The 16,586-nt window shown below is 68.5% G+C and carries 10 protein-coding genes; 7 read left to right on the forward strand and 3 right to left on the reverse strand.

Annotation, left to right across the window (positions count from 1 at the left end; genetic code table 11):
- Window positions 1–179: 179 nt before the first annotated feature.
- A complete protein-coding gene (locus IE88_RS0109580; protein ID WP_031553650.1) occupies window positions 180–620 on the reverse strand; it encodes a hypothetical protein in 441 nt (146 codons plus the stop codon).
- 289 nt (window positions 621–909) lie between these two features.
- Here IE88_RS0109580 and IE88_RS0109590 point away from each other — a divergent pair, with 289 nt between their 5' ends.
- The 7 genes from IE88_RS0109590 (at window position 910) to IE88_RS0109620 (ending at window position 11,584) form a co-directional block, all read left to right on the forward strand.
- Window positions 910–3,312, forward strand: a complete 2,403-nt coding sequence (locus IE88_RS0109590) for a baseplate megatron protein TIM-barrel domain-containing protein (protein WP_031553654.1) — start codon at window positions 910–912, stop codon at window positions 3,310–3,312.
- 85 nt (window positions 3,313–3,397) lie between these two features.
- A complete protein-coding gene (locus tag IE88_RS0109595; protein ID WP_031553656.1) occupies window positions 3,398–4,360 on the forward strand; it encodes a DnaJ C-terminal domain-containing protein in 963 nt (320 codons plus the stop codon).
- 129 nt (window positions 4,361–4,489) lie between these two features.
- Window positions 4,490–5,974, forward strand: coding sequence for a Do family serine endopeptidase (locus IE88_RS0109600; protein WP_031553659.1), 1,485 nt, complete (start codon window positions 4,490–4,492; stop codon window positions 5,972–5,974).
- A 112-nt stretch (window positions 5,975–6,086) separates the two neighbouring features.
- Window positions 6,087–6,764 (forward strand): response regulator transcription factor, encoded by a 678-nt coding sequence (locus IE88_RS0109605; protein ID WP_031553661.1) that lies wholly within the window; start codon window positions 6,087–6,089, stop codon window positions 6,762–6,764.
- Window positions 6,765–6,771: 7 nt separating this feature from the next.
- Window positions 6,772–8,373 carry a sensor histidine kinase gene (locus tag IE88_RS0109610; RefSeq protein ID WP_051881840.1) on the forward strand — a complete coding sequence of 534 codons (1,602 nt, stop codon included), beginning with the start codon at window positions 6,772–6,774 and terminating at the stop codon, window positions 8,371–8,373.
- A gap of 90 nt (window positions 8,374–8,463) precedes the next feature.
- Window positions 8,464–8,751 carry an HU family DNA-binding protein gene (locus IE88_RS0109615; protein ID WP_031553665.1) on the forward strand — a complete coding sequence of 96 codons (288 nt, stop codon included), beginning with the start codon at window positions 8,464–8,466 and terminating at the stop codon, window positions 8,749–8,751.
- Window positions 8,752–8,797: 46 nt separating this feature from the next.
- Window positions 8,798–11,584: a bifunctional [glutamine synthetase] adenylyltransferase/[glutamine synthetase]-adenylyl-L-tyrosine phosphorylase gene (locus IE88_RS0109620; RefSeq protein ID WP_081871579.1), complete on the forward strand. Its 2,787-nt coding sequence runs from the start codon at window positions 8,798–8,800 to the stop codon at window positions 11,582–11,584.
- Window positions 11,585–11,596: 12 nt separating this feature from the next.
- Here the strand turns inward: IE88_RS0109620 and IE88_RS17360 are convergent, their stop codons facing one another.
- Window positions 11,597–13,840: a sensor histidine kinase gene (locus IE88_RS17360; protein ID WP_051881844.1), complete on the reverse strand. Its 2,244-nt coding sequence runs from the start codon at window positions 13,838–13,840 to the stop codon at window positions 11,597–11,599.
- A gap of 50 nt (window positions 13,841–13,890) precedes the next feature.
- A complete protein-coding gene (gene pepN, locus IE88_RS0109630; protein ID WP_031553674.1) occupies window positions 13,891–16,524 on the reverse strand; it encodes an aminopeptidase N in 2,634 nt (877 codons plus the stop codon).
- Window positions 16,525–16,586 lie beyond the last annotated feature (62 nt).

Below are 16,586 nucleotides of genomic sequence, written 5' to 3' on the forward strand. Positions count from 1 at the left end.
ACCCAGGCGGGGGGTTGTCTATATATATCGCTCTTTTTGCTGAACCGGTCGATTTCTTGCCCGGCAGCGAGTTCTGGTCGGACTTAGAGCTCATTCTGGGTGAGGTTGTATCGGTTCATGACGACCGATATAACGAATTGCGTTCACTCTAATAGAAATGAGATTAGTAATGCAATGTCCTATATATGCGGATATGTATTGGACTGCCGCATTTCGGTGAGATTTTTCTTGAAGTCATCGTCATCGAAACCCTCGAGGAGCTTCTCCATTCTGTCCAGCCAGAAACCGACGAGGGATGCCTCTCGGTTGGTAGAGAGGTAGTGGCTCGCCAGCGAGTCGATGGCCGACACCTGACCCTCGACGTCCCCCAGTTCTTCCGCCGTGACGAACGCTTCCTTCAGCAGCCGTTCCGGCAGGCTGTCATCCTCGGTAAAATCCGCTCGTGTGATGAGCAGGGACGGCAAACGTCCATATTTCCGTTCGAACCGGTCCAGCGTGACGAAGAGGCGCTGGCGCAGCAGGCTGTCGTCGCAGTCCTGCTGCAGCGCGTGGAACATCTCCCAAGCGATATCCTTCAGGACATCCCAATCGGCATCGGTGATGCCATCGCTGGTCGGCATGCCTCTTCCCCCGCGCTCTGCGCCCTTGCCTTAGCCCACCAAACTTATCCCCGCCACGCCCTGACCTCCTAACCTTCTCTTCCGTGAACGAAGGGAAGGAGCGGCTCCTTGAGCGCAGAAGCGGAGTTCCTGCAGGCCAGCGCGGTGACGCTGCTGGTCGATCAGGCGGCCATGCTGTCCGAGCTGGACTGGACGGTGCCCGAGCAGGTCGCGCTCGCGGAGAAGCGCGGGCGGATCCTGTCCGTACACCGCGCCAACATAGAGAAGATCCTGAGCGTGGATAGCAAGATTGACCATCATACACCCGATCGAGACGATACCGAGCGCCTTCGACAAGAGCTTCATCGCCGACTGGTTCGCCATGCAGATCGTCTCGGGCGATCCGAACTTGCTCGACGCCTTGCAGAGCGAGGGATTGAGCCGACTGGCGCATGGCTGGCATCCCTGGGCAAGGACGGATCAGGAGACGCCTGAGGGCGACTGGACGACCTGGCTGGTCCTCGGCGGCCGGGGCGCGGGCAAGACGCGGACGGGGGCGGAGTGGATCGCCCAGTGTGTCCGCGACGGCGCCCGCCGCATCGCGCTGGTCGGCGAGACCTATGAGGACGCGCGCGAGGTGATGATCGACGGGCCCTCGGGCCTGTCCAATGTCGGCCTGCCCGAGGAGCGGCCCAGCTATGAGCCCTCCCGGCACAGGCTCGTCTGGCCGAACGGGGCGGAGGCGCATGTCTTCTCCGCCGACGACCCCGACGGCCTGCGCGGGCACCAGCACGATACGGCGTGGGCGGACGAGCTCGGATCGAGCGCCGTCGACAAGGGCGCGAACCAGCCCAACGTGTTCCTCGACCCCAAATCCTCCGAATCCGCGCGGCCCCATCACTCCGACGGCAATCGCGACGACCTGATCCAGCGGCGCTTCCTCGAAGCGCATCTGAGCTTCTGGGCCGAGGAAGAGAACAATCCCGTCTCGCCGGTCTATGGCGGGCCGATGGTCAGCACGGACCATATCTTCCTCTACACATGGGATGCGCGGCCCTTCCCGGACTTCCCCGTGCGCAAGAGCGTGTGGAGCGATGCGGAGAACTGGACCTATGGCCACTGGCTGAACGGCCGTGCGGGACGGGTCCCGCTCTCCGCGCTGATCGAGGATCTGGCGCGGCGCGCAGGGCTCCACGCGATCGATGCGTCGGCCTGCACGGCGCTCGTGACGGGCTATGTGATCGACCGGCCGATGGCGGCGCGCAATGCGCTCCAGCCGCTCTTCGACCTCTACCAGCTCGACGCGGTCGAGCGGGAGGGCGTGCTGGTGGTGACGCCGCGCACGGGCGAGGCTTCGGTCGGCATCGCAAGCGGCGATCTCGTCGATACGGGCGAGCCGCTGCTCACGGTTCATGCCGCGCAGGGCGAGGAGATGCCGGCGCGGCTGTCGCTGAGCTATACCGACGGCCTCTCCGACTATCGCCCCGGCCTCGCTTCCGCCGACATGCCTGGCGGCGGGCGCGCGGAAGGGCGGATCGACACGGCCGTGGTCCTGGAGCAGGGCGAGGCGGAGGGCCGGCTCGCGACGCTTCTCGCCGAAGCCGCCGCGCAGGCCGAGACGGCCCGCTTCGCGCTCCCGCCGGACGCGCTGGCGATCGAGCCGTCGGACGTCCTGGCCGTGGAGGGCATGCGGCCCCTTCGCCTGACGCAGATCGCGGACGGCCCCTGGCGTGAGGTCGAAGGCGTTCTCACCGACCCCGGGCTCTTTTCTCCGCGCTATACGGGCCTGTCGGGCAGCACCGCTGCCGCGCCCGTGGTGGCGGGGCCGGTCAGCGCAGCGGTGATGGACCTGCCGATCCTGCCGGATGGTCGGGACGGCCTGTTCCTGCACGCCGCCGCCTTCGCCGAGCCGTGGCCGGGGGCCGTCCTCGTCCTGGCCGGTCAGGGCGATGCGGCACCCGAGGCTGGGCGTCTCGAGGCGCCTGCGCTCATGGGCCGCCTGACGGCCCCGCTCGCGCCGGGCGTCACCTCCCGCTGGGACCGCGCCTCGGTCCTGTCGCTGCATCTGCCGAAAGGCAGCGTCGCCAGCCTCGATCCGGCGGCGGTTCTCGGCGGCGCGGGACGGATCGCGGTCGAGAGCGCGAATGGCGGCTGGGAGATCCTGTCCCATGCCGATGCCGAGCTGCGGCCCGACGGCACCTGGCGCCTGAGCCGCCTCTTGCGCGGCCTTCGCGGCACCGAAGAAGAGGCCGCGGCAGGCGCGCTGGTCGGCGCGCGGGCCGTTTTCCTCGCCGGCGCCGTCTCTGCGCCCCTGCCGCCAGACTGGCTGGGGCGCGAAGGGGACTGGCAGGCAGGGCCCGCAGGGGCGGCGCCCGGCGCCTTTCCCTATCGCGAGATGCCGGTGCGCCTCGAAGGAGCCAGCGTCCGGCCCTTCGCGCCCTGCCATCTCCGCGCAGCGCCCGAAGGCGCGCAGCTGCGCGTGCGCTGGACCCGGCGCACGCGCATGGGCGGGGATGCCTGGGCGGCCGATGTGCCGCTCGGCGAAGCGCAGGAGCGCTACCGCGTGAGCCTCTGGAGCGGCGGGAAGGAAATCTCGGCCTTCGAAAGCGGCCAGCCCGACGCGCTCGTCGATCCGGCAGGCGCGGACGAGCTGCGCGTGCAGCAGATCTCTGCGGTGACGGGGCCGGGACGGGCCGCGCGGCTTGCGCTGTGACGCGCCAATCCCGATGCTGCGCCTTGAAACTCGGGCCGCTTTGCCGAGATAAGCGCCAAACGATCTTCAAGGTGAGAGACAACGATTGGCTCAGGACCCCTATAGCGTGCTCGGCGTCGGGCGGCAGGCCTCGGCGGATGAGATCCGCAAGGCCTATCGCAAGCTCGCCAAGCAATATCACCCCGACCGGAACCAGGGGAACAAGTCGGCAGAGGACCGCTTCAAGGCGGTCTCGGCCGCTTTCGACATCGTCGGCGACGAGGAGAAGCGGAAGCGCTTCGACCGCGGCGAGATCGATGCGGACGGCAATGAGCGCATGAGCGGCTTCGGCCGCGGCGGGAATCCCTTCGGCAATGGCGGCGGTGGCGGCCCGTTCGGCGGGCGCACGGGCGGCTATCGCGGACAGGGCGGCGGCTCGGGCAATTTCGACGATATCGGCGATATCTTCGCCGACCTCTTCGGGCAGGGCGGCGGCGGCTCGCGCGGCCGGGCGCCGCGGGCGCAGAAGGGGCGCGACATCCGCTACCGCCTCACGGTCGATTTCCTGGAGGCGGCGCGCGGCGCGACCAAGCGCGTCAGCCTGCCCGACGGGAAGACCATCGACGTCAACATCCCCGAAGGCCTGCGCGACGGGCAGACCCTGCGCCTGCGCGGGCGCGGCAATCCGGGCAGCTATGGCGGACCGGCGGGCGACGTCTTCGTCGAGGTGTCGGTGCGCTCGCACCCCCACTTCAAGGCCGATGGCGACGATCTGACCATCGACGTGCCGGTCACCCTCAAGGAGGCGATCCTTGGCAGCAAGGTCGAGATCCCGACCCCTGGCGGCGCCGTCGCGATCCGCGTTCCTGCCAATACGAGCTCCGGGACGACCTTCCGCCTGCGCGGCAAGGGGCTGAAGAACAACAAGAAGGGCACCCATGGCGACCTCCTCGCCAGGACCCGCATCGTGCTGCCCGAAGAGCCTGATGCCGCGCTCGAAGCCTTCGTGAAGGACTGGCAAGGTAAACAGGCCGACCCCCGCGAACAACTCATGCGGGAGGCATCGTAGAGGTCTTCCTTCCTTGGGCGCATGACTTACCGAGGTTTAAGTGCCGAGACAGTTCCCCGTAAGTTCCCACCTGCCACAACATCTCCACATAGCCCCGTAACGGCAGTCAGCAGGAGACACGCTCCCCCCATGAAGACCTCACAGCTCCACAAGACTCTCATCGCATCCGTCGGCGCCTTCGCGCTCGGCGCCTTCACGCTGGGCAGCATGCCTTTCGCCTCCGCCCAGAGCGAACAGGGCGAGCCGCAGCTGATGCGCCCCGATCCCGGCTTCATCCAGCAGCTTTCCTTCGCCGACCTGGTCGAGGACGTCAGCCCGGCTGTCGTCTCGATCCGCACGACCAAGGAGGTCGAGGCCCGCTACTCGCAGCTGCCGCCTGAATTCGAGCGCATGTTCCCGCAGCTTCGCGGCCGCGGCGACGGCATGCCGCGCCAGGCGACGGGCGAAGGCTCGGGCTTCTTCATCGACGCGAACGGGCACATCGTCACGAACAACCACGTGGTCGAGGGCGCGGACGAGATCATCGCCGTCCTTTACGACGGGACCGAGCTCGTGGCCGAGCTCGTCGGCACCGACCCTTCCACCGATATCGCCGTCCTGAAGGTCAAGCCGTCCTCGGACCAGCGCTACGTCAATTTCTCGCCCAATGCCGACCTGCGGGTGGGGGATTACGTCCTGGCCGTCGGCAACCCGTTCGGCCTTGGCGGCTCGGTGACCTCTGGCATCGTCTCGGCCATCGGCGGGGATGACCGCGGCGGTCAGTATGCGGACTTCATCCAGATCGACGCCTCGATCAACAGGGGCAATTCGGGCGGCCCGACCTTCGACCTTCAGGGCAATGTCGTCGGCGTGAACACCGCGATCATCTCGCCGACCGGCGGCAATGTGGGCATCGGCCTCGCCGTTCCGGCCGAGGTCGCGGCCGATGTGACCGAGCAGATCATCGAGAGCGGCAGCGTGACGCGCGGCTGGCTCGGCGTCGGCATCCGCGACCTCGATGCGCGCCTCGCCTCGGCCGTCGGCCTCGACGAAGCCAAGGGCGCTCTCGTCGGCACGGTGACCGAAGGGTCGCCTGCGGACAAGGCGGGCATCCAGGAAGGCGACGTCCTGCTGAGCTTCAATGGCCAGGATGTCGACTCCGCCACGGCGCTGACCCGCGCCGTCGGCCGCGCCGCGCCGGGCGAACGCACGAAGGTCCGGCTGCTGCGCGCAGGCGAGGAAGAGACGCTCAATGTCCGGCTGGAACGCCGCGAGGACGACGTCGTCGCTGCGGCGCTCGGCCGGCAGGAGCCCGAGGGCGACGACCGTCTCGCCGACAGCCTCGGCGTCACCTTCGCGCCGCTCAACGATGCGGTCCGCGAGCGGCTCGGCCTCGAGGAGGACGTGACCGGCGTGCTCGTCACCGATGTCTCGGTCGAATCCGAAGCGAGCGAAGCGGGCATCCGTCCCGGCATGATCATCACCGAGGCGGACAATCGCGAGGTCGCCAGCGTCCGCGACGTGGAGCGCGCCGTCGAGGCGGCGCGCGACCGCGGCAAGGAGGCCGTGCTCGTGCGGGTGGTCACCCCGCAGGGCCGCGACTTCCGCGCTCTGCCCGTCGGCAGCGGCGACTGATCGCGAAGCGCCGGCGTGCGGGCCTCGCCGCCTGCACGCCGCGCTACACTTGCCGGGCGAACCGGCTTAGCCCCGGGACTGTTCGCACGGACACGGGATCAAGGAGGTCTTCATGCGAATCCTTGTTGTAGAGGACGACGCCGATGCCGCGACCTTTGTGGTCAAGGGTTTGCGCGAAGCGGGGCACGCCGTCGACCATGCGCTCGACGGCGACACCGGCAAGAACATGTCCGAGAACGGCGGCTACGACGCCTATGTCATCGACCGCATGCTGCCGGGGATGGACGGGCTGACCATGCTCGAACAGCGCCGGGCCGAGGGCGACGAGACGCCTGCGCTCTTCCTGTCGGCGCTGGGCGAGGTCGATGACCGCGTCGCGGGGCTACAGGCGGGCGGCGACGACTATCTCGTCAAGCCCTACGCCTTTTCCGAGCTGATCGCGCGGGTCGAGGCGCTGGGCCGCAGGCGCGGGCCGCAGAACATCCAGACCAAGTTCTCGGTCGCCGATCTCGAAATGGACATCCTGTCGCGCACCGTGCGGCGGGGCGGCCGCAAGATCGACCTCCAGCCGCGCGAATTCCGGCTTCTCGAATATCTCCTGCGCCACTCTGGCCAGGTCGTCACGCGGACCATGCTGCTCGAGAATGTCTGGGAATATCACTTCGACCCCCAGACCAACGTCATCGACGTGCACATCTCGCGTCTGCGCTCCAAGATCGACAAGGGCTTCGACAAGCCGCTCCTCAAGACCGTGCGCGGCGCTGGCTACACGCTGACCGACGAAGACTGAGGACGCATTGGAGGGCGACGGACAAAGGCGGGGGCTGACCCGGCTCGGGCTCATTCCCCGCCTGCTCCGCACATCCGCCTTCCGTTATACCCTGATCTACACGGCCTTCTTCGTGCTGTCCGTGCTCGGCATCGGTTATTTCGTCTACGCCTCGACCCTCGGCCAGACCATGGACCGCCTCGATCAGGAGCTGATCGACGAGCTGACCTATCTCGCCGAGATCAATCGCAGCGCGGGCACGGACGGCCTCGCGGGCCTCGCCAAGGTCAATACCGAGGTCAGCCGCCTCAAAGTGGTCAAGGACGGCGCCCTCTACATGGTCGTCCTCGTCGGCCCGCCCGTGCGGGTACTCTCCTCCGATCTGCCCAACCCGCCGCCCGAAATGCTCGGGGCGCAGGGCATGTTCGAATTCGACTATACCGCCCGCACCGTGAACGAGGCGGGGCAGGTGGTGTTCAGCACGCGTCCCGCCGTCGGGCGCGTCGCCAACTTCATCTATCGCAGTTCCGATGGCGGGCAGATCCGCGCCATCATCCTCGCCGCGCGCGACATCCGCGACATCGCGCGGATCCGGCAGGACGCGCAGACGGTCATCATCCGGATCGGCGGGCTGACCTTGCTGCTCGGCCTCATCCTCGGCTCGATCTATTCGGGCGCCTTCCTCCGGCGCGTCGACAATATCGGGCGTACCGTGCGCGCGATCCGCGACGGCGACCTGACCCGCCGCATCTCGCTGTCAGGCTCGGGGGACGAGTTCGACACGCTGTCCGACAACATCAACGCCATGCTCGACCAGATCGAGCGCCTGATGACCGGCATGCGCCAGGTCTCGGACAATATCGCGCACGATCTCCGCTCGCCGCTGACCCGGATCAAGGCGCGGCTCGAATCGGCCCTCAACGATCCCTCCGCCGACAGGGCCGCCGTGCTCGATCAGACCACGACCGATGTCGAACGGCTGCTGGCGACCTTCAACGCGCTCCTGTCGATCACGCGCATCGAATCGGGCGAGGGCGGTGGGACCAAGGTGCCCGTCGACGTGACGGCCGTCGCCGAGGAACTGCTCGAACTCTATGAGCCCGCCGCGCAGGATGACGGCTTCGTTCTGGTCGGGAACATCAAGCCGGCGCCGGTCGTCCTGGGGTCCCGCGAGCTGATCTCCCAGGCCATCGCCAATCTCCTGGACAACGCGCTCAAATATGCCCGCCGCTCGGAGGACAGCGCGATCACGCCGACGATCGAGCTGACGGTGGCGCCGAGGCCCGATGGCGGCGTCCTCCTGTCCGTCATGGACAATGGACCGGGCGTCTCGGAAGCCGATCAGGAGCGGATCCTGCAGCGTTTCGTCCGGCTCGAAAGAAGCCGCTCCACGGCCGGGAACGGCCTTGGCCTCTCGCTCGTCTCGGCCATCGCCCGGCGTCACAATGCGCAGCTCTCCATCGGCCGGGGCCTGCCGCACGAGAAGGATCCGCAAGGGCTCGTGGCTCCGTCCGCCTACGGCCTCGGGGTCAGGATCGCCTTCCCGCCGGCCGTGCCTGCGCCCAAGCCCGGCAAGACCTCGCGTCCCGCGGCGGCGAAATCCGTGCCGGTGGGGCAAGCAAAGGCCTGAGAAGCCGAAGAAAACGGCTTGCAAAGACGAGAAAATCACGTCTTCCTTCGCTGTGAAGCTTGATGCTGCACTCAGCGAGGAGAGACGAGAATGAGCAAGGCGCAGTTCGTGGAGAATGTCGCCAAGGCCGGCGACATGAGCAATGCCGAAGCCAAGCGTATGGTCGAACTGGTCTTCGGAGAGATCGAGAAGGGCCTCAAGAAGCACAAGAAGGAAGGCAAGTACACGATCGGGACCTTCGGCACCTTCACGATCACCAAGCGGGCCGCCCGCAAGGGGCGCAATCCGCAGACGGGCGAGGAGATCAAGATCAAGGCGTCCAAGAGCCTGCGCTTCCGTCCGGCCTCGAACCTCAAGGCGGCTGCCGGCACCAAATAGACGCCCGGCCCTCGCCTCCTCTCCGCGCCTGCGCTAGCTCGCGGGGATGAGCACTCTTGCCGAAGAGATTTCCTCCTGCCTGTCTCGCGGGCGCGGGAAGGCGCTGGTGCGGCTGGGACAGGGCGGGACGGCCTGGCAGCATGCCTTCGACGCGGATGCGGCCGTCGCAGATTTCCTGAGGGGGGTCGGCACCGCCGCCCCCTATCTCCGAAGCCTTCTGAGCCGGCCTGCCTGCGCGCGGTGCCTCGCGCGGCCCGCCGAAGACAGCCTCGCCCATCTTCTGGCGAAGGCCGCGGGCGGAGAGGGCGAGCCGCGCTCGCGCCTGCGGGCGGCGAAGGCGGAGATGGCGCTCCTCCTTGCGCTGACGGACCTGTCCGGCCTCTGGCCGATGACCAAGGTCACGCGCAGCCTGTCGGATTTCGCCGATGCCTGCGTCGAAGGCGCGTTGAGGGCCGCCTGGGAAGAGGTCGCCCAGCTGCGCAAGGCCGACATTCCTCTGCCCGAAAGCGGCCCCGTGCCCGGCCTGTCGGCGATCGCCATGGGCAAGCTCGGCGCGCGGGAGCTGAACTACTCCTCCGACATCGACCTGATCGTCGTCTACGATCCCGAGCGCATGGTGCTCGGTCCGGACGACCGGATGGGAGCGAAGGCGGCGGCGGTGCGCGCGGCGCAGGCTCTCCTCTCGGTCCTGAGCGATCAGACGCCGGAGGGCTATGTCTTCCGCACCGATCTGCGGCTGCGCCCCGACCCCTCCACCACGCCGCTCGCCGTCAGCCTCGAGCGGGCGGAGCGCTATTACGAGACCTATGGGCAGAACTGGGAACGGGCCGCCCATATCAAGGCGCGCGCCTGCGCCGGAGACCGGGCGGTGGGGGCCGAATATCTGCGGATGATCGCGCCCTTCGTCTGGCGCCGGACGCTCGACTACGCGGCGATCAGCGACATCCACGCGGTCAAGAAGCAGATCCACGCCCGCAAGGGCAATCCGGACATCGTCGCGGCCGGCGGCGACGTGAAGCTCGGACCCGGCGGCATCCGCGAGGTCGAGTTCTTCGTGCAGACCCAGCAGCTCATCTTCGGCGGACGCGCGCCGGAACTGCGGGCGCCTGCGACGCTGGACGCGCTGTCGGCGCTCGCGGCGGCAGGCCAGATCGACGCGGCGACGGCGGCCCGGCTATCCGAGGCCTATACGACGCTTCGCGATGTCGAGCACCGCATCCAGATGCGCCACGACAATCCGTCCCAGACCATTCCCGCCGACAAACAGGCGCGGGCCGCCCTGGCGGTGATGATGGACTGCGCGGATCTGGATGCCTTCGAAGGGCTGGTCGAGCGGGAACTCGTCGCCATCCACGATGCCTATGCGGAACTCTTCGAGGCGCCCGAACCCGAAGAGGCGCCGCCCGGCAGCCTCGTCTTCACCGGCGTCGAGGACGATCCGCGCACGATCGAGACGCTCTCCCGCATGGGCTTCGGCGAGCCTTCGGCCGTCGCCGGCGCGATCCGCAGCTGGCATCAGGGCAGCATTCCCGCCGCCCGCTCCGTCAAGGCGCGGGAGGTTCTGACCGGGCTCGTCCCGCGCCTTCTGGGCACCATCGCAGAGCAGGGCGAACCCGATGCCGCGTTCAGGGCGTTCGATGCGTTTCTCCGCCTCCTGCCGAGCGGCTTGCAGCTCTTCTCCCTGTTCACGGCCAATCCGGAGGTGATGGACGATGTGATCGCGCTCTGCGCCGCATCGCCGGACCTCGCCATGCGCATGGGCAAGAGGCCCGCCCTGGTCGAGGCGCTGCTCGAGGACGACACGCTGCCGCCGCTTTCGCTGCCCGCCGGGATCGGCCTCGAGGAGGCCATGGATACCGTCCGGCGCCGCGTCCGGGAGGAGCGGCTGCGCCGCTCTGCGGAGCTGACGCTGGCCCGGGCCGATGTTCCGGCCACGGCGCGCGCTTTGAGCGATCTCGCCGATCAGGCCGTCGACGTCCTTGCCGATGCGGTGGATGAGGATCTGCGCGGGCGCGGAGCTGACACGGACGCCCCCTTGGCGATTCTCGCTTTCGGCCGCTACGGCACGCAGCGGCTGACGGCGGCCTCCGATCTCGACCTCGTCTTCGTCTACGATGCGCCGCCCCTGGAAGCCGCGGCCGTGCTCAAGCGGGTGCGGCGGCTGGTGACGGCGCTTTCGGTGCCGACGGCGGAGGGCGAACTCTACGAGGTCGACATGAAGCTCCGCCCCTCGGGCGGGGCCGGACCGGCCGCGGTCTCGGTCGAGGCCTTTTCGCGCTATTACGAGGAGACGGCGCGGGTCTGGGAGGCGATGGCGCTGACCAAGGCGCGCATCGTGCGCGCGGAGCCGCAGCTCGAAGAGCGCCTCGACGACATCATCACCCAGAGGCTGATCGCGTCGCGCGACCCGGACGCCACGGCGGCGGCCGTCCGCGACATGCGCCAGCGCCTGGCCGAAGGACAGCCGCCGCGCGGACCCTTCGACGTCAAGCGGATGGATGGGGGGCTGACGGATATCGATTTCCTGGCGCAGTATTTCGCGCTCACATCGGGCGCGCCCTCGCCGAGGGCGACGCCGGACAGCCTGAAGGCCGCAGGCGAGGCCGGACGGCTCGGCCCTGATGCCGCCAAAACGCTGCTGCGCGCCTATGACCTCTTCGAAGCGGTCATCCAGTTCATGCGCGCGACCTTCGGACAGGAGCAACCGCGGGGCCTGAGCCCCGCGCAGCGTGTGCGGCTCGAAAAGCTGACGGGCGCGGACGGTCCGATCGAGGAAGCGATCGCTTCGGCGCAGGACGAGGTGGAAGGCCTGTTCACGACGCTGCTGCCCTGAAGGCCTGCGGCGTCAGCCCGCCGCGCGCTCGGCGAAGGGCTGCATGACGCCGCTGCGCTCGGCAGGCTCGGGCGGCTTGGTCAGGATGCGGCCCTTGCCAGCGAGAAGGGCCGGGACCCGTCCGCGCGCGCCGCGGCGCCGGGGCAGGGTGAAGGCGACGACCGTGCCGCGTCCGACTTCGCTCGCGATGGCCAGGACGCCCGTCTGCGCCTCGATGAGCGATTTCGACAGGGCGAGGCCGAGGCCGGAGCCGCGCCGCTTGGTCGCGAAATGATCCTCGATCAGCTCGAAGGGCGCGCCGAGCCGCTCGATCTGGTCGGCGGCGATCCCGACGCCGGTATCGGCGATCAGCACGGTGACGGTGTCGAGGTCGGCCTGCGTGGTGACGGTCACCGTGCCGCCTTCGGGCGTGAACTTCTCCGCATTGGACAGAAGGTTCACCAGCACCTGCTTGATGGCGCGGGCATCGCCCCAGACCGAGGGCACGTGATCGATCACCGCATGCACGCGGATGTCCGATTCGCGCGCCTGCGGCTCGACCAGGCGCAGCGCCTCCTGGAGCAGCCGTTCGAGATCGGTCTGCGCGAAGTTCAGCTCGAGCCGTCCGGCCTCGATCTTGGAGAGGTCGAGAATGTCCTCGATCAGGGCGAGGAGGTGCTGTCCGGATTCGAGGATGTCGGAAATGTATTCGCGGTACTTGTCATGGCCGAGCGGCCCGTAGAGCTCGGACTGCATCAGCGCGGAGAAACCGTTGATCGCGTTGAGCGGCGTGCGCAGCTCGTGGCTCATATTGGCGAGGAACTCGGATTTGGACCGGTTCGCCTCTTCCGCGCGGGCCTTCTCGGTCTGATAGCCGCGCATGGCCTCGCGAAGCTCTGCGCGCGACTTCTCCAGGATGTCGACCGTCATCTGGAGCTCGCGCTTCTTGCGCGCGCTCTCCTCGGCATCGGCGCGGGCATCGGTGATATCGGTGCCGATGCAGACCCAGCCGTCTCCGATCGTCCGGCGGCGGACGATGCGCATCACCCGCTCGTCGGGGAACGCCGCCTCGATGGTCGCGCTGGCTTCTTCGGGCGGCGCGAAATATTCGCGCAGGTAGCGCTCGCTGATGCCGCAGGCGGCGCCGAGCTCGGCCACCGTCTGGCCTTCGTGGATCGCTTCGGAGGCGACGTCGAAGATCACGCGGAATTCGTCGTTCCAGGCGACGAGCTTGCCATAGGCGTCCCACAGCAGGAAGGCGTGCGGCAGCGCCTCCAGCGTCTCGCGCAGGCGCTGGATCAGCTGCCGCGAGCGGCCATCGTCGAGGCCCGCATCGGAGACCGGCAGGGCGATGCCTTCGGTCACTCCGGCCATGCGTGACAGCACGCGCAGATAGACATGCTGCCAGCTCCCGTCGCTGACCTTCAGGCGCAGGCGCGCCTCCTCGAGCTCGTCCGAGGGGGATGTGATGAGCAGCGCCCGTGCCGTGTCCTTGTCGTGCACGACCTCGCGGATGGCCGCCTTCTCCAGCTTGCGGTCCGCCCGGGGATGACCGAGCGCGGTGTTCAGCGCAGCGGGCAGGGTGATCGTGTCGGCATCCGCGCGCCAGACGCCGCAGCCGGCCCGCTCGGGACCGAGCAGGCGCTCGAGCAGGAGGGCCCGCTCGCGCGCATCATGCGCCTCGCGGTCGGCATAACGCTTGAGCGCCGTCAGGAGCGCCCCCGTCAGGAGCGTGAGCGCCAGCGCCGCAAGCGCATGGGGCAGCCAGACCGGCAGGAGGCCGCCTGCGTCATAGGGCCGGAGCACGGCGAGGTGCTGGCCCCCGCCGATACTGCGCCAAGCAGCGACCACCTCCTGGCCGTCCAGCGTCAGCCGGGCGACATCCGGGCGCATGAGCATGTCGGAGGAAATGTTCTCGGGCCGGAGAGACAGGCCCGAGGCGTGGCCGCCATAGAGGAAGGGATTGCCCTGCCGGTCGAGGATATAGGCCACGCCGCCCGGACCGGCCGCAGAGGACAGGAGCGGCTTCACCCGCCGCGCCGCTTGCGGATCGTTCCGCGGCAGCGGCGTCAGGTCGTCGAGAGCGTCCGCCGCCTCGACGGCGGCCAGCATCGCGGCCTCTTCATCCGGCTCTGCGGCTGCGCGCGTATCGGCGATCGCCCGGACGAGCAGCAGGCCGAGGCAGGCTCCGAGCACGGCAAGGGTGAGGGCCGCAAGGCGCCGCGGGGGCGGGAGTGGCTTGAGCCCGCTCCGTTTCGCGCCGCCTGCCTCCGCCATTCCGCGTCCTTTCCCTGCCGTCATGAATCATACCGCTGTTCGTTCTGCTGTCACGGTCCCGATGAGGGTTTCGCCGACAATCTTGTGGCCGTCTCGAAGAGGTTGTCGGAAAGCTTGTCCCCAAGGAGGGCGGCGAGCTGATTCTCGAACATCGTTCTGCGCGCGGGCTCCAGGCGCTGCCAGCTCTCGGCGGCGGTGAGCAGGCGCGAGGCGACCTGCGGGTTCAGCCCGTCGACCCTGCGCACGAAGTCGAAGAAGAAGGCATAGCCCTCTCCGTCCGCCCGGTGCAGCGTCCGCAGGTTCTCGGTGGCGAAGACCCCGATGAGCGCGCGGACCTTGTTGGGATTGCCGATATCGAAGGCCGCGTGCTCCGTCAGCGCACGAATGTCATCGAGCGCCGTCTTTCCGGGATAGGCGGCCTGCCAGGCCAGCCATTTGTTGAGGACCAGCGGGTCCGACTGCCAGCGGTCGTAGAAGCGGTCGAGCGCCGCCTGGCGCAAAGGCGTGTCGGCCAGAGCGAGCGCCGCCGTCGCCGCCGCCTCGTCCGTCATGTTCGTGGCGGCCTCCGCCTGCGCCATGGCGCGCTCCGCAGCCTCTTCCTCTCCCGACGCAAGGAGAAGGCGCAGCGCCTCGTTGCGCAAGGCGCGGCGGCCCGCCTGTTCCGCGCTCGGCGCATAGGGCTCGTCCTGGGCCAGGCCATCGTAGAGCGCCGAGAGATCGCTCGCATTCGCCGCCGCCACCTGACGCTTCAGCGCATCGTGGCCCCGCGTCAGCGCGTCCGGGTCGATGACCGGCGCCACGCGGGCGAGATCGGTCACCGAGGGCAGGCGCAGCATCTCGGCGCGGAAGGCAGGATCGAGCGTGCTTTCGCGCGCGATCTCGCCGAGCGCGCCGGCATAGCGCGCAGCCGTCTCCTCCGGTTCGGCGAGATCGCCGAGGCCCGCCAGCGCCGAAGCGATGTCGAGCGCCAGCTGGCGGCTCTCGGACCAGCGCGCGAAGCTGTCCGTCTCCTGACGCAGCAGGAGGAGGCGGTCCTCGAGGCTCAGTCGGCGATCGAGCCGCACCGGCGCGCTGAAACCCCTGAGGGCGGAGACGACGGGACGGCCCGTCAGACCCTCGGTCACGACCTCCTGCTCTTCGCCGGTCAGCTCGACCAGCTGCTCCCCGGTCAGGGGGCCGTCCTCGCCGATCAGCGCGAAGCGGAAGGGAATGTGGCGCGGCGCATCGCTGACGGCCTCGCCGGCGGCGCTGGTCGACTGGCGCAGGGTCAGCCTGTGCTCATAGCCGTCCGGCGTCTGGCGCGTCTCTTCCTCGAGGGCGAGCCGCGGCGTGCCGGCGGCCTCGTACCAGAGCCTGAATTGCGAGAGATCGCGGCCGGAGGCCTCTTCCATTGCGGAGAGGAAGTCCTCGACCGTGGCGGCCGTGCCGTCATTGCGCTCGAAATAGGCATCCGTCGCGCGCCGGAAATCCTCCGGCCCGATGAGCGCCTTCATCATGCGGACGAGTTCGGCGCCCTTGTCGTAGACCGTCGCCGTATAGAAATTGTCGATGGCGAGATAGGAGGTCGGCCGCACGGGGTGGGCGAGGGGACCGGCATCCTCGGGGAATTGCCGCGCCCAGAGCCTGCGGACGTCCTTGATCCGCTGCACGGCCCTGCTGCGCTGATCGGCGGAGAATTCCTGGTCGCGGAAGACGGTGAAGCCCTCCTTGAGGCAGAGCTGGAACCAGTCCCGGCAGGTGACGCGATTGCCCGACCAGTTGTGGAAATATTCGTGCGCGACGATCGATTCGATCATCTCGTAATCGGCGTCCGTCGCGGTCTCGGGGCTCGCGAGCACGCAGGAGGCGTTGAAGATGTTCAGCCCCTTGTTCTCCATCGCGCCGAAATTGAAATGGTCGACGGCGACGATCATGAAGAGGTCGAGGTCGTATTCGCGGCCGAAGACCTCCTCGTCCCAGTGCATGGCCCGCTTGAGCGCGTCGAGCGCATAGTCGCAGCGGCCGAGATCCTTCTCCTGAACGAAGACGCGCAAGGTCACCTCGCGGCCCGAGGCGGTGGTGAACCGGTCCTCGACATGAGACAGCTCGCCGCCGACCAGCGCGAAGAGATAGGACGGCTTGGGGTGGGGGTCCGACCATTCGGCGAAATGGCGCCCGCCATCGAGCTTGCCCGCCCCCACGGGATTGCCGTTGGACAGGAGGACGGGAACGCTGTCCTGCGCCTCGATGCGGACGTCGAACGGCGCCAGAACGTCCGGGCGGTCGGGATAATAGGTGATGCGGCGGAAGCCCTCGGCCTCGCACTGCGTGCAGAACATGCCGGAGGAGAGGTAGAGTCCGGAAAGCGCGGTGTTCGCCGCCGGGGCGATGCGCACCCGCGTCGTCAGCTCGAAGCGGTCCGGCACCGCCTTCACGCTCAGACCGTCCGCCGTCACCGCGTAGTCTTCGGCATTGAGCGGCTGTCCGTCGATCGCGAGATCGAGCAGCTCCAGCGCCTCGCCATCCAGCCAGAGCGGCGCGTCGGCGGGCGCGGCCTCGTTGCGGCGCAGGGCGAGCTTGGCCGTAACGATGGTCGCCTCGGGGTCGAGCGCGAAGGTGAGGGACGCCTTCTCCACCAGAAAGGCGGGCGGCTGATAGTCGCCGAGATGTTTCGGGCGGGGCGGCTGGGCTGTGTCTGTTCGCATTGCGCGAATCTAGGCCGCTGCCGGGGGCAGCGAAAGGGGAGGCGGCGCAAACGAAAACGGCG

Source organism: Parvularcula oceani (assembly GCF_000733125.1).
Lineage (GTDB): Bacteria > Pseudomonadota > Alphaproteobacteria > Caulobacterales > Parvularculaceae > Parvularcula > Parvularcula oceani.

Coding starts and splice junctions, on each gene's coding strand:
- IE88_RS0109620 (WP_081871579.1), top strand. CDS start 8,798: ATGAGCACTCTTGCCGAAGAGATTTCCTCCTGCCTGTCTCGCGGGCGC.
- IE88_RS0109600 (WP_031553659.1), top strand. CDS start 4,490: ATGAAGACCTCACAGCTCCACAAGACTCTCATCGCATCCGTCGGCGCC.
- IE88_RS0109605 (WP_031553661.1), top strand. CDS start 6,087: ATGCGAATCCTTGTTGTAGAGGACGACGCCGATGCCGCGACCTTTGTG.
- pepN (WP_031553674.1), bottom strand. CDS start 16,524: ATGCGAACAGACACAGCCCAGCCGCCCCGCCCGAAACATCTCGGCGAC.
- IE88_RS0109580 (WP_031553650.1), bottom strand. CDS start 620: ATGCCGACCAGCGATGGCATCACCGATGCCGATTGGGATGTCCTGAAG.
- IE88_RS17360 (WP_051881844.1), bottom strand. CDS start 13,840: ATGGCGGAGGCAGGCGGCGCGAAACGGAGCGGGCTCAAGCCACTCCCG.
- IE88_RS0109615 (WP_031553665.1), top strand. CDS start 8,464: ATGAGCAAGGCGCAGTTCGTGGAGAATGTCGCCAAGGCCGGCGACATG.